This window comes from Stenotrophomonas sp. MH181796 (assembly GCF_009659995.1).
Lineage (GTDB): Bacteria > Pseudomonadota > Gammaproteobacteria > Xanthomonadales > Xanthomonadaceae > Stenotrophomonas > Stenotrophomonas riyadhensis.
In genome coordinates, this window is the sequence record NZ_RAHU01000002.1 from 652,327 (window position 1) to 669,757 (window position 17,431).

Consider the following 17,431-nt stretch of genomic DNA (forward strand, 5'->3'; position numbering starts at 1 on the left):
AACCAATGGCTGGGCGAGTTCCATAGCTTAGCCATCGAGGGATAGAGGGGCATGTATGGAATTCCGTCACCTGCGATGTTTTCTCGCCGTTGCTGAAGAACTGCATTTCGCCAAAGCTGCAGAACGGCTGCATATTGAGCAGTCCCCGCTATCCCGCACCATCAAGGAACTCGAAGAGGACTTGGGCGAACAGTTGTTCGTCCGTACCAGTCGCAGTACCCGACTGACCAGGGCCGGAAAGTTATTCTTGGAGCATGTCCCGCGAATCTTCACCGCCGTACAGCAGGCCCGGGACAGCGTAAAGGCTGCTGCAAGTGGCTTCGATGGGCAATTGCGTATAGCGCTATCCGATGGCATTACACCTTCGCGCTTACCGACGTTGTTGGCCTTGTGTCGCCAGGAAGAGCCAGAAGTCGATATTCGATTGTTTGAAGTGCCACTGTCACAACAGATCAAGGGGTTGCACGAAGACCTCTATGACGTGGGATTCTCACTGTCTGAAGAAGTGGGAGACGGCATCGTCAGCAGTCCTGTCTGGCAGGATGTATTCATGGTCGCGGTGCCTGCCCGGCACCCACTGCTCAAATACAAAAGAATCCCCTTGGAAGAGGCGCTGCGCTATCCCTTGGTGTTGTGTGATCCGCAGGTGTGTGAGGGGCATGCGCGCCAGGTTGAACGCCTGCTGCGTCGATCAGATACGGAGCCGCTGATTGCCGAGCGCGTGGCCTCTTGTGACCTCATGATGGCACTGGTATCGGCTGGATTCGCCCTGGGTTTAGCCAGCGCGCCGTACATCACGGCCAGCCGTGAGCCCGGTGTGATCGCTAGATCGCTGGCAGGACGATCAGCAAAGCTAACGACCTATCTGCTGCATCGAGAAAGCGAATCATCCGCCGTTTTGATGCGTTTCTTGGAACGTGTGAAAGCACTCCGGTCGAAAAGCGAAATGATGTCTCCCCATTGTGAGGGTGGCACCTTGGAGGATAGTGATCAATGAACTTGAAACTGCTTACCCCGTTCCTGTTGGTTACTACGCTGGCAGCCTGCGGCCCGTCCGAGCCGCCGAAGCAGGAAATCAATGTGCCGACCGTGGACGAACTGGCCGCCGATCCCGAGCGTTTGAAGGAACTGCGCCACCAGTGCAAGACCGAACGTCCGGCAATGGGCGACGTGCTGTGTAACCGGGTGGCCGAAGCGACGAACAAGCGCTTCTTCGGCGACGGCAAGGTGCCTTACACGCCATCGGAAACACCCCCGAAGTTCTGACCGTTGGCGGCTTGCCGCATATCCTGATTTACTTTCTCGACACGCCGCAGTGCGCCCACGCCTGCGGCGTTTTTATTGGCTTCGTCCCTGCATGGAGCGATGTTTTCTGCATCACCTTGCTGCCGATAACGGTCTTTGACCGGCACTGAACCGGCACCGATCCTGACGCCTGCGGCACGCCTTTGTGCCGCGTTTTCCACGGGGAATCAGCGCAGGAGAAATCGGAGGCCAAGGTATGCAGGCTCAGGGTGTGTTGTTCGGGCAGATCGCCGCCGTGTTCGGCATCGTGATCGCCGGTGTGTGGGGTGCCACGCAATGGACAGCCGCCGCCTTGGGTTACCAGCTACGCCTGGGCTCGCCCTGGTTCGACTTCCACGGCACGCCGGTCTATTACCCGTGGAAGCTGTTCGAGTGGTGGTTCTTCTTCGACGCCTACGCGCCGCAGGTGTTCGACACCGGCGGCATGATCGCGGCAAGCAGCGGCCTGCTGGCTGTGGCGGTCGCCATCGCCATGTCGGTGTGGCGCTCGCGCCAGGCGCGCAAGGTGACGACCTATGGCTCGGCCCGCTGGGCTGATGCTGCCGACATTCGCAAAGCCGGGCTGACGCAGCCTGCTGGCGTCTTTCTCGGTCAGCATGAAGGCCACTATCTGCGGCACGAAGGGCCGGAGCATGTCCTGACCTTTGCGCCGACGCGATCGGGCAAAGGCGTGGGCCTGGTGGTGCCGACGCTGCTGTCCTGGCCCGCGTCCGCCGTCATCCACGACATCAAGGGCGAGAACTGGCAGATCACCGCTGGCTGGCGTTCGCGCTTCTCGCATTGCTTGCTGTTCAACCCGACCGATGCCAGTTCGGCGGCCTACAACCCGCTGCTGGAAGTGCGGCGCGGCGCGCATGAAGTGCGCGACGTGCAGAACATTGCCGACATTCTGGTTGATCCCGAAGGTGCGCTGGAGAAACGCAATCACTGGGAGAAGACCAGTCACGCGCTACTGGTCGGAGCGATCCTGCATGTGCTGTACGCGGGGGAAGACAAGACGCTGCGTGGCGTCGCCAACTTCCTGTCCGATCCGGCCAGCCCGTTCGAGCTGACCTTGCACCGGATGATGACGACCAAGCACCTGGGCGATGCCCAGCATCCCGTCGTTGCATCCGCTGCCCGCGAAGTGCTCAACAAGTCGGACAACGAGCGGTCTGGCGTGCTCTCCACCGCCATGTCGTTCCTCGGTCTGTACCGTGATCCGACCGTGGCCGAAGTCACTTCGCGCTGCGACTGGCGCATCGCTGACCTGATCGCAGCCGAGCATCCCGTCTCGCTGTACCTGGTGGTGCCGCCGTCGGACATCTCGCGCACCAAGCCGCTGATCCGGCTGATCCTCAACCAGATCGGGCGACGGCTCACCGAATCGCTCGATGGCTCCGACGGCATCGAGCGCCGCCACAAACTGCTATTGATGCTTGACGAGTTCCCGGCGCTGGGCCGCCTTGACTTCTTCGAGACGGCGCTGGCCTTCATGGCGGGCTATGGCATCCGCAGCTTCCTGATCGCACAGTCGCTCAACCAGATCGACAAGGCGTATGGCCAGAACCATTCGATTCTGGACAACTGCCATGTGCGCGTGACCTTCGCCACCAACGACGAACGCACGGCCAAACGCATTTCTGAAACCTTGGGCACGGCCACTGAGTTGCGCGCGCAGCGCAACTACGCAGGCCACCGGCTCGCACCCTGGCTGGGGCACCTGATGGTGTCGCGGCAGGAAACGGCGCGGCCACTGCTGACGCCGGGCGAAGTGATGCAACTGCCGACCGATGAAGCGGTGGTGATGGTGTCCAGCGTCGCACCGATCAAGGCGAAGAAGCTGCGCTATTTCGCCGACGCCAATTTCAAGCAACGGGTATTGCCGCCGCCTGCGGTGACGGCTGGCCGCTATGCCGATGTGCCGCCTGCACGACCTGACGACTGGAGCTGCCTGGCAATACCTGCAGTTCCTGCGGCGCCAGCCACTGCATCCAGCGATGACCTGGAGACCTTGGGATCGACCGACGACGGCGGCCCACGCCGCCAGCCCGAACTGTCCGAAGCCATCGCCTACGCCCCCGAGATGGATGCCCCGACCAGCGACCTGTCGCTGCTCGATGACGACGACATGCCCCCGGTGCTTCCCGGCCAGCTCGACCACGCCCTGCAACGCACGGCGCGGCTGGCTTCTCTCGACCCCAACGACGGAATCGACCTATGAGCCAATACCGATTGAACCTGTTCATCCAGCACGAACACGCCAAGCGTTTGGACGAGCTGGCCGCCAAGAAAGGCGTTTCCAAGTCCAGCATCGTCGCCGCTGCTTTGGCGTCCTGGCTATCGCCTGATGCCGGCGACCAGCGCGAGGCCGCCATCGCCAAGCGTCTGGATCGCCTGTCGCGGCAAGCCGAGCGCCTGGAGCGTGACCAGAACATCCAGATCGAAACGCTGGCGCTGTTCGTCCGCTACTACCTGACTGTCAGCACGCCGGTGCCGGAGGCCCATCAGGATGCAGCCCGCGCCCAGGGCAAGGCGCGTTTCGAGCAGTTCGTCGAACAGTTGGGCCGTCACCTGCTGCGCGGCCGCAGCCTGGTGCGCGACGTGGTGGAAGAACTGCACCCGGACACCGCACGGATGGATGAGGTGGCGGCGATGGCTGCCGCCCATGAGCGCACTGTGGAGCGTGCGCCATGAGTGCCGCTCCTCAAATCCCACCCGAGCCGCGTTCATCCGCTACAGCGTCCCAGGATCGCCGCATTCAGATGCTGCGCACGGCGATGGGGCCGGTGATAGCTGCTGCGCTGGAAGACCCGGACGTGGTGGAAGTGATGCTCAACCCCGATCGCACCCTGTGGGTGGATCGGCTGTCCTCTGGCCGTACGCCGCTTGGAGTCGAACTGCCCGAGGCCGATGGCGAACGCATCATCCGTCTGGTCGCCGCCCATGTCGGTGCGGAGGTGCATCGCGGCCAACCACTCTTGACCGCCGAACTGCCGGAAACCGGCGAACGTTTCGAGGGCATCCTACCGCCCGCCGCACCCGGCCCGGCCTTTGCGCTGCGCAAGCGTGCCGTGAGCATCATCGGCCTGGATCGCTATGTGGCCGACGGCATCCTGACCGCTGGGCAGGCCGACTTTCTGCGTCATGCCGTGCGCGAACGGCACAACATCCTGATCGCTGGTGGCACTAGCACTGGCAAGACCACACTGGCCAATGCCTTGCTGGCCGAGATCGCCGCGACCGGCGACCGCGTGCTGGTACTCGAAGACACCATCGAGCTGCAATGCGCGGCCCGTGACCATGTGCCGCTACGCACCCGTGCGGGCGTCGTGTCGATGCAGGAGCTGGTGCGCGCCACGATGCGGCTGCGCCCGGATCGCGTGATCGTCGGCGAAGTGCGCGGCGGCGAAGCCCTGGACTTGGTGAAGGTGTGGGGTACCGGCCATCCCGGCGGCATCGCCACCATCCATGCCGGCTCCGCCTTGGGGGCACTGCTGCGCCTGGAACAACTGATCCTCGAAGTGGCGGTGAATCCGCCGCGTGCGCTGATCGCCGAGGCGGTCAATGTCGTCATCCACATCGCAGGCCGTGGCCGCAAGCGCCACGTCGAAACCATTTCCCGCGTCGTCGGTTTCGACGGCGCGGGCTACCGCCTGGCGGATGCGCTGGAAGCGCCGCTTCCCGAGCTGCCGCCGGTTCCTCTTGCAGCCGCTGCCGCTGCGCCTTCCTCAATCCCTGAACAACCTGGAGAACTGCCATGACGCACGTTGATGCTTTCCGTCTTTCTGTAAATCCGCTTTCCCCGCTGACCATGCTGGCGCGTTTGCATCGCCTAGCCCGACCCGCAGGACAAGGGTTGCTGCTCGCGGTGTTGATGCTGTTGCTGGCGGGCACGGCGCAGGCCGCCGGTTCCTCGATGCCGTGGGAAGGCCCGCTGCAATCCATTCTCGAATCCATCCAGGGGCCGGTGGCCCGCATCGTCGCGGTCATCATCATTATTGCGACGGGCCTGGCGCTGGCCTTCGGCGATACCAGTGGCGGTTTCCGCAAGCTGATCCAGATCGTCTTCGGCCTGTCCATCGCCTTCGCGGCCTCCAGCTTCTTCCTGTCGTTCTTCAGCTTCTCCGGCGGGGCCGTCGTATGAGCACGGCCACCGATCTTCCGGGCTTTGAAGTGCCGCTGCATCGCTCGCTGACCGAGCCGATCCTGCTGGGCGGTGCGCCGCGCACCGTGGCGATTGCCAACGGCACGCTGGCTGCCGCCGTCGGGCTGGGCCTGCAACTGTGGATTCCCGGCGTGGTGCTGTGGATCACCGGCCACTCGCTGGCGGTCTGGGGTGCGCGCGTCGATCCGCAGTTCATGCAGGTCTTCGCCCGGCACATCAAGCACAAGCCGCTGCTGGACGCATAGGGAGAAGCCGACATGCTGAACCTTGCCGAATACCGCCAGCGGCCCGCGCTGCTGGCCGACTGGCTGCCCTGGGCCGGGCTGATCGGGCCGGGCGTCGTCTTGAACAAGGATGGCTCGTTCCAGCGCACGGCGCGTTTTCGTGGGCCGGATCTGGACAGCGCCACGCAAGGCGAGCTGATCGCCACGTCGGCTCGGCTCAACAACGCACTGCGCCGCCTGGGATCGGGCTGGGCCTTGTTCATCGAAGCCGAGCGCCGCCCGGCAGCAGGCTATCCACGTTCCGAGTTTCCCGAACCGCTATCTTGGTTGGTGGAAGAAGAGCGCCGTTCGGCCTTCGAGGAATCCGGCCACCACTACGAGAGCGCCTATCACCTGACGCTCGCGTACCTGCCGCCGGAGGAATCCCGCGCCCGCGCCGCCAAGATGCTCTATGAGAACGCGCCGGGCGACGGCGTGGACTGGCAGGGTCGGCTGGAAGCCTTCGTGGCGGAAACGGATCGCGTGTTCGACCTGCTCGATGGCGTGATGCCGGAGATTGCCTGGCTCGATGACAGCCAAACACTGACCTACCTGCACGCCACGGTGTCCACGCGGCACTACCGCGTGGGCGTGCCCGACGTGCCGTTCCATATAGACGCACTGTTGGCCGACTCCGCCCTGGTCGGTGGCCTCGCACCCATGCTGGGCGACCAGCACCTGCGCGTGGTGTCGGTGCGGGGCTTTCCGACTTCGACCTGGCCGGGGATTCTGGACGACCTCAACCGTCTGGGCTTCGGCTACCGCTGGAGCACGCGCTTTCTGTGCATGGACAAAGCCGAGGCGGAAAAAGAACTGGGCCGCCTGCGCCGCCAGTGGTTCGCCAAGCGCAAGAATGTCGTCGCGCTGTTGCGTGAAACGATCTTCCAGCAGGAAAGCCCGCTGGTCGATACCGACGCCAACAACAAGGCCGCCGATGCAGACGCCGCCTTGCAGGAGCTGGGCAGCGATCAGGTGGCCTTCGGCTACCTGACGGCTACCGTGACAGTGCTCGACACCGACCCGGCCGTGGCCGACGAGAAGCTGCGGATGGTGGAGCGCGTCATCCAGGGCCGGGGCTTCGTCACCATCCCCGAAACCCTCAATGCGGTGGATGCCTGGTTGTCGTCCATCCCTGGCAACGCCTATGCCAACGTGCGTCAGCCCATCGTCTCGACGCTGAATCTGGCGCACATGATGCCGCTGTCCGCCGTGTGGGCCGGGCCGGAGAGAAACGCGCATCTGGATGGCCCACCGCTGATCGTCACTCGCACCGATGGCGCAACGCCGTTCCGGCTGGTGACGCATATCGGCGACGTGGGCCACACGCTGGTCGCCGGGCCGACCGGCATGGGCAAATCGGTGCTACTCGCCACACTGGCGATGCAGTTTCGCCGCTATCCCGGCTCGCGCATCTTCGCCTTCGATATGGGCCGCTCCATGCGCGCCACCATCCTCGGGCTGGGCGGCGAGCATTACGACCTGGGCAATGACGGGGCGATTGCGTTCCAGCCATTGGCCCGCATCGACCAGGAGAGCTATCGCACCTGGGCCGCCGAATGGGTGGAAGGCCGCCTGTTGCATGAAGGTGTCGCCATCGGCCCGGACGAGAAGGCCGTGATCTGGTCGGCACTGGGCAGCCTCGCCGGTGCGCCGGTGGAGCAACGCACGCTGACGGGCCTGTCGGTGCTGCTGCAATCCAACGCACTGCGCCAGGCACTTGCGCCCTATGTGCTGGGCGGTGCCCACGGAAAGCTGCTGGACGCCGATGCCGACCGCCTGGGTTCCGGCAGCGTGCAGGGCTTCGAGATGGAAGAGCTGATGCACAGCAAGGCGGCGGTGCTGGCCGTGCTGGGCTACCTGTTCGCCCGCTTCGATGAACGCTTCGACGGCGCGCCCACGCTGCTGATCCTCGATGAAGCCTGGTTGTTTCTCGATGACCCGGTGTTCGCCGCCCGCATCCGCCAGTGGCTCAAGACGCTGCGCAAGAAGAACGTCAGTGTCATCTTCGCCACGCAATCGCTGGCCGACATCAAGGATTCGAGCATTGCCCCGGCGGTGATCGAAAGCTGCGCCAGTCGGATTTTTCTGCCGAACCCGCAGGCCACCGAGCCGCAGATCCGCACGATCTACGAAGGCTTCGGGCTGAACGCGCGCCAGATCGAGATCGTGGCGACCGCGCAGCCCAAGCGTGACTACTACTACCAATCGCGTCTGGGCAATCGCCTGTTCGACCTCGACCTGGGGCCAGCCACGCTGGCCTTTGCCGGGGCTTCCACCCCGCAAGACCAACGCGACATGGATCGCGTGCTGCTGGACGCCGGCACACCGGGCTTCGCCGGTGCTTGGTTGCGGGATCGCGGCCTCGATTGGGCTGCCGACCTGTTGCCGTCCACGCCGGCGGCAGCGTCCTTCCTTGCTTCACAACCCCTGGAGGTTTCACCATGAAGACCCAACCCCGTTTGCTGTCCGTCTCGCTTGCCGCCGTGCTGTCGGTGTCGCTGCTGGCCGTTCAGCCCGCATCCGCGCTGACGGTGTTCGACCCGTCCAACTTCGTGCAGAACACGCTGACCGCCGTGCGCACGCTGGAGCAGATCAACAACCAGATCAACCAGCTTCAGAACGAAGCCCAGATGCTGATGAACCAGGCACGCAATCTGGCGAATCTGGACTTCAACATCGTCAATCGGCTGCGCTCGACGCTGGCGACGACTGAACGTTTGATCGCCGAGGCGCGCGGCTTGGCCTACGACGTGCAGAGCATGGATGCCACCTTCGCTCGGCTGTACCCGGAGCAGTACGCCGCGACCGTCAGCGGCGACCAGATGCTGCGCGACGCGCAGGAACGCTGGAAGAACACGCTGAACGGCCTGCATACCGCGATGCGGATGCAGGCGCAGGTGTCGCAGAACCTGGCGCAAGACGAAAGCGCGTTGTCCGATCTGGTCAGCCAGAGTCAGTCCGCCACTGGTGCGCTGCAAGCGATGCAGGCGACCAACCAGCTTCTGGCCTTGCAGGCCAAGCAGTCCATCCAGGCACAGCAGCTCCAGATCACGCAGGAACGCGCTGCCGCGCTGGAACTGGCACGCCAGGCGGCGGCTGTCGAACGTGGCCGTGAAGTGACGCGCCGCTTCCTGGGTGATGGCACGCCCTACACGCCGCAGCGCGTGGATTTCTACGGCAACTGACGGGAGACGACCATGCGATGCGTTTCCTTGCTGTTGCCTGTGCTGCTGGTCGCTTGCAGCCAGCAGCCGACCGAAGACCTGGCCGCTGCCCTGGCAGCCGATCCCGTGCGGCTCAAGGCTTTGCGTGCGCAGTGTGCAGCCGACCGGGCTACGGCAGGCGAAGACGCTTGCCTGGCAGCGGCTGAAGCCTTCCGGCGGCGCTTCTTCGCCGGTGAAACCGGGCCTGACGAGTTCCGCACGCTGGCCGATCTGCCGCCGATCCCGCCGAGCTTCGACACACCCGCCAGTGAGCAGGACGCCATGCCTTTCGAGGGGGACGTGCCATGAATGACGTGACAGTGATCGACCGATTTCTCGCTACCTTCTCGCGCTACATCGACTCGGGCTTTGGGCTGCTGCAGGGCGAAGTCGCGTTCCTAACCGCCACGCTGATCGTCATCGACATGACCATCGCTGGGCTGTACTGGGCGATGAGCCACGCCACCGGCCAGGGCGATGACGTGATCGCCAAGCTGCTGCGCAAGGTGCTCTACGTCGGTGCGTTCGCCTACATCATCAACAACTTCAACTGGCTGGCCAGCATCGTGTTTCGCTCGTTCGCGGGCCTGGGCCTGACGGCCAGCGGCTCGACGATGAGCATGGGCGAGTTCCTGCAACCGGGACGCCTGGCCAAGACCGGCATCGACGCAGCAGCGCCGATCCTTGAGCAGATCAGTGACATGGCGGGCTTCCCAGAGGTGTTCGTGAACATGACGCCCATCGTGGTCATGTTCCTGGCCTGGGCGGTGGTGATCCTGTGCTTCTTCGTGCTGGCAATCCAGCTTTTCATCACGCTGATCGAGTTCAAGCTGACCACACTGGCGGGCTTCGTGCTGGTGCCGTTCGCGCTGTGGAACAAGACCAGCTTCCTCGCCGAGAAAGTGTTGGGCAACGTGGTGTCTTCGGGCATCAAGGTGCTGGTGCTGGCGGTCATCGTCGGCATCGGCTCGGGCCTGTTTGCTGAGTTCCAGGTGCATCCGGCCGAGCCGTCCATCGACCATGCGGTGGTCATTATGCTGGCCTCGCTCACGCTGCTGGCGTTGGGGATCTTCGGCCCTGGCATCGCCACCGGGCTGGTCTCCGGCGCACCGCAGTTGGGTGCCGGGGCAATGGCTGGTGCTGCGATTGGTGCCGCAGGCGCGGCGGTTGCCGTAGGTGCCGCCGCCACAGGCGTGGGCGGTGCTGTGATGGCCGGTGCGCGCATGGCACCGGCTGCCGCCAAGCTCGCCGGGTCTGGTGCGCGGGCCGCGACCTCGGCGGCTGGCAGCGCGAAGTCGGCTTTCCAGGCCGGTTCCGCCGCTGCGGGCGGCGGAGCCAAGGGCGCGATGGCCGGGCTGGGCAGTGTTGCCAAGGGCGGTGCACAGGCCGCTGGCCAGCGCGCTGGTGCTGGCATCAAGGCAGCAGCGGCCAAGGCCGCCGCACCATTCAAAGCAGGCTGGCAAGGCTCTGGTGCCGATGGCGGCTCAGGCGGTGGCACTGCGGGGCCAGCCGCCGCAGGCGATGCCGCTGGCAACACAGCCAACGCGCAGAAGCAAGAGCAGCCCGGTTGGGCCAAAAACCTGCAACGCCGCCAACGACTCACCCAGGCCACCACTGCGGCCGCGCACACGCTGCGCGGTGGCGACGGCGGCGGTTCGGGCCAAGGCCCGAGCCTGCGGGATTCCGATAGCTGACTTTCAAGGAGAACTCCATGCGATTCAAACGACCGCAGGTGCGCTATGCCGATGCGCCACAGCCTGCCACCCCGTATCAAGCCGCTGCCCAGGTCTGGGACGAGCGCATCGGCTCGGCCCGCGTACAGGCCAAGAACTGGCGGCTGATGGCCTTCGGCTGCCTGGTGCTCGCGCTGCTGATGGCCGGTGGCCTGGTGTGGCGCTCGGCCCAGTCCATCGTCACGCCCTATGTCATCGAGGTCGATCAGTCCGGCCAGGTGCGCACCGTGGGCGAAGCGGCCACGCCGTACCGGCCCACCGATGCGCAGACGGCGCACCACATCGCGCGCTTCGTGACGCTGGTGCGCTCGCTGTCCATCGACCCCATCGTCGTGCGCCAGAACTGGCTCGATGCCTACGACTACACCACCGATCGGGGCGCGGCGTTGCTCAACGACTACGCGCGGGTGAATGACCCGTTCGCCCGCATCGGCAAGGAGTCGGTGACGGTGCAGATCACCAGTGTGGTTCGCGCCAGCGATGCGTCGTTCAACGTGCGCTGGACAGAACGCCGCTACGTCAATGGCGCGGCGGCCGGGCTGGAGCGATGGACGGCGGTGGTGTCCATCGTGCAGCAGACCCCGCGCACCGAAGAACGCCTGCGCCGCAACCCGCTGGGCATCTACGTCAATGGCTTGTCGTGGAGCCGTGAACTGGATTCTTCTGAAGGAGCCAAACCATGAATGCACATTTCCATAAAACCGCATTGCCGCTGATCCTGCTGGCATCGACTGTTCTGTTTGCGGGCTGCGCCACGCAGGGCAAACCGCCGCCGGTGATCTCGCTCGATGAGCCGGTGCAGGCCCAGCCGTTGCCCGAGCTGCCCAAGCCCATCGAAGTCGTGGCGGTGCCCGAGCCTTTGGCATTGCCAGCGCAGTTGAAGCCGCTGCCGGACGTTGATGCGGCCCCGATGGCACCGGAGCCTGCCGATGAGAAGGTGCGCGTCTCGCGCGCCAACGCCGAAGCACGGATCGCACCGACCCGTGAGGGCTACGTCAATGCGATTCAGGTTTGGCCCTTCACCGATGGCGCGCTGTACCAGGTCTATGCGTCCGTGGGGCGCGTGACGGTGATCGCGCTCCAGCCCGGCGAGGAACTGGTGACGGTCGCTGCCGGCGACACGGTGCGCTGGATCGTGGGCGACACCTCCAGTGGCAGCGGGGCCGATCTTCGCGTCAATGTGCTGGTCAAACCTATCCGTTCCAGCTTGAAGACCAATCTGGTCATCACCACCAGCCGCAGGACGTACCTGCTGGAACTGACTTCGACCGACAAGGCATGGATGGCGTCGGTGTCCTGGGACTACCCCAAGGATCGGATGCTGGCCTTGCAGCGCCAGGCACAGGCTGCCAGCGCTGCCGCGCCGGTCGATGCAGGCTTGTCGCTGGAGAACATCCGCTTTCGCTATGCCATCAGCGGCAGCAATCCGCCGTGGAAGCCGCTGCGCGCCTTCGATGATGGCGAGAAGGTCTATATCCAGTTTCCGGCAGGCATCGCCCAGGGCGAGCTGCCGCCGTTGTTCGTCATCGGTGCGCAGGGTGACGGGCAATTGGTGAACTACCGCTTCCGCTCGCCGTACTACATCGTGGATCGCCTGTTCGGTGCAGCCGAACTGCGCCTGGGCGCTGACAAGGGAGATGTGGTGCGCATCGAGCGCACGGATGGCATCGCCGGGAGGAACTGAGCATGAGCCAGGACGACATTCCCGACCTTGCCACGCCGCAGGCGGACAAGGTGGCACCCGAGGCGGTGGCGCTGCGCGCCCAACCGCGCCCGGTCACGCGCCTGAACCGGCGCACGCTGGCCATCCTCGCCGGCGGCCTGTCGGTTGGCGTGATGGGCGCGCTGATCTGGTCGCTGCAACCGCAGCAACGCGGTGCAGGCGAATCCACCGAACTGTACAACGTGGATCGCGTGTCCAAGTCGGAAGGGCTGGATGCGCTGCCGACAGACTATTCCAAGCTGCCAGCGTTGCCGCCTGACGTGCCGGAGCTGGGGCCTCCTTTGCCTGGCGACTTGGGGCCAGCCATCGTGAACTCGCAGCAGCCTGTCGCCGCCACCTATGCCGCGCCCGGCTACGACCCCAACGATGCGTTGCGCAAGGAAGCAGAAGCGGCGGCAGCTTCATCGGTGTTCTTCCGCACGGGTTCCCCGCAGGCCGCGCCCGTGGCGCAGTCGCAGGTCGCTGCCGCACCAGGCTTCGCCGCCAATGCCGCTTTTGATCCGCTGGCCGCGGGCCCGGCCTCGACGGCGGCCCAGCCTGCTGATCCGACTGCCGTGCAGAACCGGCAAGACCAGAAAGAGGCGTTCCTGACTGGCGGCTCTGCGGAAACCCGTAACTCCGGTAACCTGCAAATGCCCGCATCTCCATATCAGGTGATGGCCGGAGCGGTCATTGCCGGGGCACTGGTCACGGGCATCAAGTCCGACCTGCCGGGCGACGTGATCGCCACGGTGACGGAGCCGATCTACGACACGGCCACTGGCAAGTTCCTACTCATCCCGCAGGGTTCGCGCATCCTGGGCAAGTACAACAGCCAGGTCAGCTACGGGCAGAGCCGCGTGCAGGTGGTGTGGAACCGTATCATCCTGCCGGACACGTCTTCGCTCACGCTCGACAACCTGATCGGCACCGACCCGGCGGGCTATGCCGGTCTGGAAGACGACGTGGACTGGCATTGGGATCGGATCTTTGCCGGTGCCGTGCTGACCACGCTGCTGGGCGTCGGTGCCGAACTGGCCGCACCCGAGAACCGCCAGGACGGTGATCGCGTCATCATCGCCGGGCGTGACAGCCTGCAGGACGCCGTGAACCAGGTCGGCCAGGAAGTGACTCGGCGCAACCTCAACATCCAGCCCACGCTGACCAGCCGCCCCGGTTTGCCGGTGCGCATCATCGTCAACCGCGATCTGGTGCTGCGGCCCTATCAGCCGCTGTTCTTCAACAAGGGGACTTCACGATGAGCACAACCAGGAAACTGCGGCTGGGGCCGCTGCCCAAGATCGAGAGCGTGAAGCTGACCTTCGCCTGCCCGGCCAGCTTGAAAGCCGATCTCGACCGCTACGCCGCGCTGCATGCCCAGGCGTATGGTGAGGCGGTCGATGCCACGACGCTGATCCCGCACATGCTGGAGGCGTTCATGGCGGGGGATCGGGGATTTCGGAAGTCCACCGTACCGCGAGTTCGTTCGTCACCTGAAAGTAGCTAGGTGCCTATTGTGTCGTGTAAGGCTGTGTTTGAAGTGGCAAGGTCAGCTCTGCAACCAAGCCGCCACCGTCCCTGGGCTTCAGGGTCAGCGTGCCATCGAAACGCTCGGCAATGGCGCGCACGATGGAGATGCCCAGGCCGGCGCCGTCGCTACGTTTTCTCCCATGATCCGCTCGCCAGAATCGCCTGCCTGCTTGCGTGGCCTGCTCGGCACTCAGGCCCGGCCCTCGGTCGGCCACGCGAATGGTGCAATGCTTTTCCGCGTTGTCGAACTGAACCGACACCTCGATGCGGGTCTGTTCCGGCGAGTAGCGCAACGCATTGTCCACCAGGTTGCGAATCGCCGTTCCCAACATGGATCGAGGGACGATGCTGCCCGCATCGTCACCTTGCGTTGTAAGGCTGACTCTCGCCCTGGCAGTTCCTTCCATTGTGTCGAGCGCATCGTTGACGCAAGACCACACGGATTCGCACCGGTCTGCCGGTTCCACAGTCGCTTCGGCATGGGCCAACGTCATCATCTGATCCAGCGTTCTTCTCAGTCGGCGAACGCCTTCTTCAGCACTCGACAGGGAGGATTGTGCCTCTTCGCCGTCGGTCAAACGGATGACCTGCAGGTGCGTGTCGATGACGGTCAAGGGGGTTCGCAGTTCGTGCGCAGCCGCGTCGGTGAATGCCCGCTGGCTGGACAGCGCCTGGGCCAGCCTTCCCATGAGTGCGTTCATGGCATCCAGCACCGGGCGCAGCTCCTTCGGGGCGTGCTGCACCTCAATCGGGGTGGTGTCGTCCACTTCCTTGCTGCGCAACTGTCTGCGCAAATTTTTCAGTGGAGATAGGCCACGGCCAATGCCGATCCACAGCGCTGCCAGGCCGCCCAGGAAAGCAATCAGGAAGGGAACGCCTGCTGCGCGGAGCATTTCTTGCGTCAGCACATGGCGCTGGTCAATGCGGTCGGCGGTCGTGATCTGGTAACCATCGGTTCTAAGAACATAAACGCGCCATTGCTGCCCCTCAACCTCACGGGTGCTCAGGCCGGCGGGAAGGTCGTCAAAGGCTGAATGTGGACTCGGGATGGTGCGGGCCAGGACTTCACCGCGCAGCGAGCGGATCTCGCAGGCAATGCCTTCACTGCCGCTGATGCGAACGGCCTCACTGAAATCGGTGCTGGTCGATTGCGGCCCCAAGGCCGCGCGATCCAGCAGCCCCGAGACCATGCGTGCCGACATGGCCAGTCGCCCGTCCAGCGTCCGATCCAGATTGGCCTGTACGCCCCGCATCATCCATCCCGCTGCTGCCCCCCAAAGGACAAGCAGCGCAATGCCTGCGATCAGTACGGCGCGAAGGCGCAGGCTCATGCGTGCTGCCTCCACCCTAAACGGTAGCCGAGTCCGCGTGCTGTTTCGATGGCCTCAGCGCCCAGTTTGCGTCTGACGTTGTGGATGTGGACGTTGAGCGCGTTGCTGCCCACTTCCTCATTGAGCCCATAGAGGCGTTCGTTCAGTACGTCTGGTGGAATCCAGCCCCCTTTGGCACCTGCCAGATGCACCAGCAGATCAACTTCGCGCCGCGACAAGACGACTGGCTCGTCGTTGAACCAGGCTTGGCCACTTTCCGGTTCAACCCGCAGCGGGCCTGCTTCGATGATGGGGACTGTCCTGCCTTGCGTGCGTCTGACAAGGGCATGCAGGCGCGCCGCCAGCTCGCGCAAGTCAAACGGCTTGATCAGGTAGTCGTCAGCGCCGCTATGCAAGCCAGACAAGCGATGCTCCACAGAGTCCCGTGCGGAGAGGATGATGATCGGTAGCGTAGGCTCGAAGGCGCGCATCACGCCCAGTAACTCAATGCCATCACGATCCGGTAGTCCCAGATCGAGCACCATGGCGTGAAATACGTCTTCTGCCTGCGCGGCTTCCGCCTCGGCAGCAGTACAGACATGCTGCACCGTAATACCGTGCTTGCGCAGTCCGATCACGATGCCTTGGCCGATCAGTTCGTCGTCCTCCACTAGCAATGCTCGCATTCACGCTTCCACTTTTTATTCCCAAAGGGTCATGTTAGGCCAGAACCAATTTTTGGGTTGGAAAGCATCTCGCAGATAGGAAACGATCGGTCGCGCTCCCAATCTGCGATCAGCTTGGTGGTGCTGGCGTGCGCAGTATTCACCGCACGGCAGGCGAAAGAGTCTGATCCCATGCCCAGGTCAAAGACGCATCATTCAGTTGTCCCGCCAGCGCATCAAGTTGTAGTCGGTGCATCGTCAATTGAACTCTGGCTTCATCAAGGGCTAAGAGTGCGGACGCTCGTTCATGCTCGGCATTGAGCAGATCAAGGGTGTTACGGTCGCCAGCACGTAGGCCAACACGGGTGGCATCCAGTTGGGCCTGACTGGCCAGGGCGGCCGCGTCCAATGCCCTGATGCGTGTACTTCCCGACGTCAACCCAAGCCACGCGCTGCGCACGGCCTGGCTGACTTGTTGCCGGGCGAGCTGCTGCTGTGCCTGCGCCTGAGTCAGCGCATGGATGGCCTCGCTTTTCTGGGCGCTACGCAGGCCGCTGGTGGAGAGAGGGATCGTCAGTTGCAATCCGACCCACGTTTGGCGTCCATGATTGATTGCCCGTTCTGCCGGGCCTTGGCCGTTGCTGTGCTCTCCGCCCGCCTTGAGTACCAGATCGAGCTTCGTACCGTCCAACGGCCCCAGCCGTTCCACCTGCTGCGAGACCGCCGCGATGTTCTGCCCCATGAGCAGGATCTTCGGATTGTGCTGCATGGCCTTGCTCTGCCAGAGATCCATATCACCGGCATCAGGAGCGGCATGCAGATTCTGCGGCAGTCGTGCGACGCCTGCCGGCAGGTTGGCCTGCGTCAGATTGATCAAGTCATGCTGGCGCAGATTCAGATCAGTCTCCGCAACCAGTACCTGCGCGCGGACAGCCTGGGCGCGCGCCTCAGCTTCATGTACATCCGTGATCGGGCTGTCCCCCAGCCTGAAACGCTCCTGCGTTTCCTGAAGAATATGTTCGACCGCCTGCTGCTGTTGACTCAGGACGCGCAGCTTCTGTTCCGATAGCGCCAGTTGGAAGTAGGACGAGATGACGTCCAGCATCAGCGCATCGCGAGCGGCGCGCCATTGCAGTTCCGCCTCGGAGGCAGAGATGTCCAGAAGGCGCTTGGTGGCTGTGCGCTGCGGGTCAATCAAGGGTTGAGCGACCTGCACGCCCCAGCTTCCCGTTCGGGCGCGTTGCGCATCGGTGCCGAAGCGCACGTTGTCGCTTTGCCCGAATCCGGGCGCGGAAAACTGGGCACCTCGAATGTCACTGCTCATCTCTCCATATCCGGCACTGCCGGTAAGCGTGACATCGGGCCGCCATAGCGCGCCGGCTTGCGATTTTCGGCTTTCCCCTGCGGCCCGTGTGGCGGTCGCAACCTGCATGGCCGGTGCATGGGTTTGCGCCATCTCCCACAGCTCAGGCAAGGAAGCCGAGTGGGCCGTCAAGCTGCCCCCAAGGCTGCACGCAAGCACCAGGGCTTTGATGGGGATGGAGGCAATAGACTGTCGAAATGGTTTTTTCAT

Annotated in this window: 18 protein-coding genes; 15 read left to right on the plus strand and 3 right to left on the minus strand. The window is 64.1% G+C overall.

The genetic code is table 11. The features are described from left to right. Positions 1 to 55 precede the first annotated feature (55 nt). The 15 genes from D5301_RS07090 to D5301_RS07160 all read left to right on the plus strand — a co-directional run bounded on the left by D5301_RS07090 (position 56) and on the right by D5301_RS07160 (position 13,860). Positions 56 to 997, plus strand: coding sequence for a LysR substrate-binding domain-containing protein (locus D5301_RS07090; RefSeq protein ID WP_034395028.1), 942 nt, complete (start codon positions 56 to 58; stop codon positions 995 to 997). After that, positions 994 to 1,266, plus strand: a complete 273-nt coding sequence (locus tag D5301_RS07095; RefSeq protein ID WP_034395025.1) for an EexN family lipoprotein — start codon at positions 994 to 996, stop codon at positions 1,264 to 1,266. Before D5301_RS07090 ends, D5301_RS07095 begins: the two co-directional genes overlap by 4 nt. A 235-nt stretch (positions 1,267 to 1,501) precedes the next feature. Next, positions 1,502 to 3,508 (plus strand): conjugal transfer protein TraG, encoded by a 2,007-nt coding sequence (locus D5301_RS07100; protein ID WP_034395023.1) that lies wholly within the window; start codon positions 1,502 to 1,504, stop codon positions 3,506 to 3,508. Next, positions 3,505 to 3,981, plus strand: a complete 477-nt coding sequence (locus D5301_RS07105) for a ribbon-helix-helix protein, CopG family (protein WP_034395019.1) — start codon at positions 3,505 to 3,507, stop codon at positions 3,979 to 3,981. Before D5301_RS07100 ends, D5301_RS07105 begins: the two co-directional genes overlap by 4 nt. Continuing rightward, complete coding sequence (trbB, locus tag D5301_RS07110; RefSeq protein WP_034395016.1) at positions 3,978 to 5,048, plus strand: P-type conjugative transfer ATPase TrbB; 1,071 nt, start codon at positions 3,978 to 3,980, stop codon at positions 5,046 to 5,048. Before D5301_RS07105 ends, trbB begins: the two co-directional genes overlap by 4 nt. Continuing rightward, positions 5,045 to 5,431 carry a TrbC/VirB2 family protein gene (locus tag D5301_RS07115; RefSeq protein WP_034395013.1) on the plus strand — a complete coding sequence of 129 codons (387 nt, stop codon included), beginning with the start codon at positions 5,045 to 5,047 and terminating at the stop codon, positions 5,429 to 5,431. The genes trbB and D5301_RS07115 overlap by 4 nt, the downstream gene beginning before the upstream one ends. Beyond that, complete coding sequence (locus tag D5301_RS07120) at positions 5,428 to 5,697, plus strand: VirB3 family type IV secretion system protein (RefSeq protein ID WP_034395010.1); 270 nt, start codon at positions 5,428 to 5,430, stop codon at positions 5,695 to 5,697. Before D5301_RS07115 ends, D5301_RS07120 begins: the two co-directional genes overlap by 4 nt. A gap of 12 nt (positions 5,698 to 5,709) precedes the next feature. Then, positions 5,710 to 8,160, plus strand: a complete 2,451-nt coding sequence (gene trbE / locus D5301_RS07125; protein ID WP_153855201.1) for a conjugal transfer protein TrbE — start codon at positions 5,710 to 5,712, stop codon at positions 8,158 to 8,160. Next, positions 8,157 to 8,900 (plus strand): P-type conjugative transfer protein TrbJ, encoded by a 744-nt coding sequence (gene trbJ / locus D5301_RS07130; protein WP_034395004.1) that lies wholly within the window; start codon positions 8,157 to 8,159, stop codon positions 8,898 to 8,900. The genes trbE and trbJ overlap by 4 nt, the downstream gene beginning before the upstream one ends. A 12-nt stretch (positions 8,901 to 8,912) precedes the next feature. Next, positions 8,913 to 9,227 (plus strand): lipoprotein, encoded by a 315-nt coding sequence (locus D5301_RS07135; protein ID WP_034395002.1) that lies wholly within the window; start codon positions 8,913 to 8,915, stop codon positions 9,225 to 9,227. Continuing rightward, positions 9,224 to 10,612 carry a P-type conjugative transfer protein TrbL gene (gene trbL, locus D5301_RS07140; protein WP_034395001.1) on the plus strand — a complete coding sequence of 463 codons (1,389 nt, stop codon included), beginning with the start codon at positions 9,224 to 9,226 and terminating at the stop codon, positions 10,610 to 10,612. The genes D5301_RS07135 and trbL overlap by 4 nt, the downstream gene beginning before the upstream one ends. Positions 10,613 to 10,629: 17 nt before the next feature. After that, on the plus strand, positions 10,630 to 11,334 hold the full coding sequence (gene trbF, locus D5301_RS07145; protein ID WP_153855202.1) for a conjugal transfer protein TrbF: 705 nt from the start codon (positions 10,630 to 10,632) through the stop codon (positions 11,332 to 11,334). Then, the gene (trbG, locus tag D5301_RS07150; protein WP_034394993.1) at positions 11,331 to 12,335 is read left to right on the plus strand and encodes a P-type conjugative transfer protein TrbG; all 1,005 of its coding nucleotides are present in this window, start codon (positions 11,331 to 11,333) and stop codon (positions 12,333 to 12,335) included. The genes trbF and trbG overlap by 4 nt, the downstream gene beginning before the upstream one ends. Before the next feature lie 2 nt (positions 12,336 to 12,337). After that, positions 12,338 to 13,615 carry a TrbI/VirB10 family protein gene (locus D5301_RS07155; RefSeq protein ID WP_034394991.1) on the plus strand — a complete coding sequence of 426 codons (1,278 nt, stop codon included), beginning with the start codon at positions 12,338 to 12,340 and terminating at the stop codon, positions 13,613 to 13,615. After that, positions 13,612 to 13,860: a DUF2274 domain-containing protein gene (locus D5301_RS07160; protein WP_034394987.1), complete on the plus strand. Its 249-nt coding sequence runs from the start codon at positions 13,612 to 13,614 to the stop codon at positions 13,858 to 13,860. Before D5301_RS07155 ends, D5301_RS07160 begins: the two co-directional genes overlap by 4 nt. A 4-nt stretch (positions 13,861 to 13,864) precedes the next feature. On the opposite strand, the gene D5301_RS07165 is transcribed toward D5301_RS07160, so the two are convergent. The 3 genes from D5301_RS07165 to D5301_RS07175 form a co-directional block, all read right to left on the minus strand. Beyond that, positions 13,865 to 15,214 carry an ATP-binding protein gene (locus D5301_RS07165; RefSeq protein ID WP_034394984.1) on the minus strand — a complete coding sequence of 450 codons (1,350 nt, stop codon included), beginning with the start codon at positions 15,212 to 15,214 and terminating at the stop codon, positions 13,865 to 13,867. After that, on the minus strand, positions 15,211 to 15,879 hold the full coding sequence (locus D5301_RS07170) for a response regulator (protein ID WP_034394980.1): 669 nt from the start codon (positions 15,877 to 15,879) through the stop codon (positions 15,211 to 15,213). The genes D5301_RS07165 and D5301_RS07170 overlap by 4 nt, the downstream gene beginning before the upstream one ends. Before the next feature lie 139 nt (positions 15,880 to 16,018). Further along, the gene (locus tag D5301_RS07175) at positions 16,019 to 17,431 is read right to left on the minus strand and encodes a TolC family protein (RefSeq protein WP_034394977.1); all 1,413 of its coding nucleotides are present in this window, start codon (positions 17,429 to 17,431) and stop codon (positions 16,019 to 16,021) included.

What these genes read in the sequence shown, in the direction of transcription:
- trbL (WP_034395001.1), top strand. Translation starts at nt 9,224, where the DNA reads ATGAATGACGTGACAGTGATCGACCGATTTCTCGCTACCTTCTCGCGC.
- trbJ (WP_034395004.1), top strand. Translation starts at nt 8,157, where the DNA reads ATGAAGACCCAACCCCGTTTGCTGTCCGTCTCGCTTGCCGCCGTGCTG.
- D5301_RS07090 (WP_034395028.1), top strand. Translation starts at nt 56, where the DNA reads ATGGAATTCCGTCACCTGCGATGTTTTCTCGCCGTTGCTGAAGAACTG.
- D5301_RS07155 (WP_034394991.1), top strand. Translation starts at nt 12,338, where the DNA reads ATGAGCCAGGACGACATTCCCGACCTTGCCACGCCGCAGGCGGACAAG.
- trbF (WP_153855202.1), top strand. Translation starts at nt 10,630, where the DNA reads ATGCGATTCAAACGACCGCAGGTGCGCTATGCCGATGCGCCACAGCCT.
- D5301_RS07105 (WP_034395019.1), top strand. Translation starts at nt 3,505, where the DNA reads ATGAGCCAATACCGATTGAACCTGTTCATCCAGCACGAACACGCCAAG.
- D5301_RS07175 (WP_034394977.1), bottom strand. Translation starts at nt 17,431, where the DNA reads ATGAAAAAACCATTTCGACAGTCTATTGCCTCCATCCCCATCAAAGCC.
- D5301_RS07115 (WP_034395013.1), top strand. Translation starts at nt 5,045, where the DNA reads ATGACGCACGTTGATGCTTTCCGTCTTTCTGTAAATCCGCTTTCCCCG.
- D5301_RS07120 (WP_034395010.1), top strand. Translation starts at nt 5,428, where the DNA reads ATGAGCACGGCCACCGATCTTCCGGGCTTTGAAGTGCCGCTGCATCGC.
- D5301_RS07165 (WP_034394984.1), bottom strand. Translation starts at nt 15,214, where the DNA reads ATGAGCCTGCGCCTTCGCGCCGTACTGATCGCAGGCATTGCGCTGCTT.
- D5301_RS07170 (WP_034394980.1), bottom strand. Translation starts at nt 15,879, where the DNA reads ATGCGAGCATTGCTAGTGGAGGACGACGAACTGATCGGCCAAGGCATC.
- D5301_RS07160 (WP_034394987.1), top strand. Translation starts at nt 13,612, where the DNA reads ATGAGCACAACCAGGAAACTGCGGCTGGGGCCGCTGCCCAAGATCGAG.
- D5301_RS07100 (WP_034395023.1), top strand. Translation starts at nt 1,502, where the DNA reads ATGCAGGCTCAGGGTGTGTTGTTCGGGCAGATCGCCGCCGTGTTCGGC.
- trbE (WP_153855201.1), top strand. Translation starts at nt 5,710, where the DNA reads ATGCTGAACCTTGCCGAATACCGCCAGCGGCCCGCGCTGCTGGCCGAC.
- trbB (WP_034395016.1), top strand. Translation starts at nt 3,978, where the DNA reads ATGAGTGCCGCTCCTCAAATCCCACCCGAGCCGCGTTCATCCGCTACA.
- D5301_RS07135 (WP_034395002.1), top strand. Translation starts at nt 8,913, where the DNA reads ATGCGATGCGTTTCCTTGCTGTTGCCTGTGCTGCTGGTCGCTTGCAGC.
- D5301_RS07095 (WP_034395025.1), top strand. Translation starts at nt 994, where the DNA reads ATGAACTTGAAACTGCTTACCCCGTTCCTGTTGGTTACTACGCTGGCA.
- trbG (WP_034394993.1), top strand. Translation starts at nt 11,331, where the DNA reads ATGAATGCACATTTCCATAAAACCGCATTGCCGCTGATCCTGCTGGCA.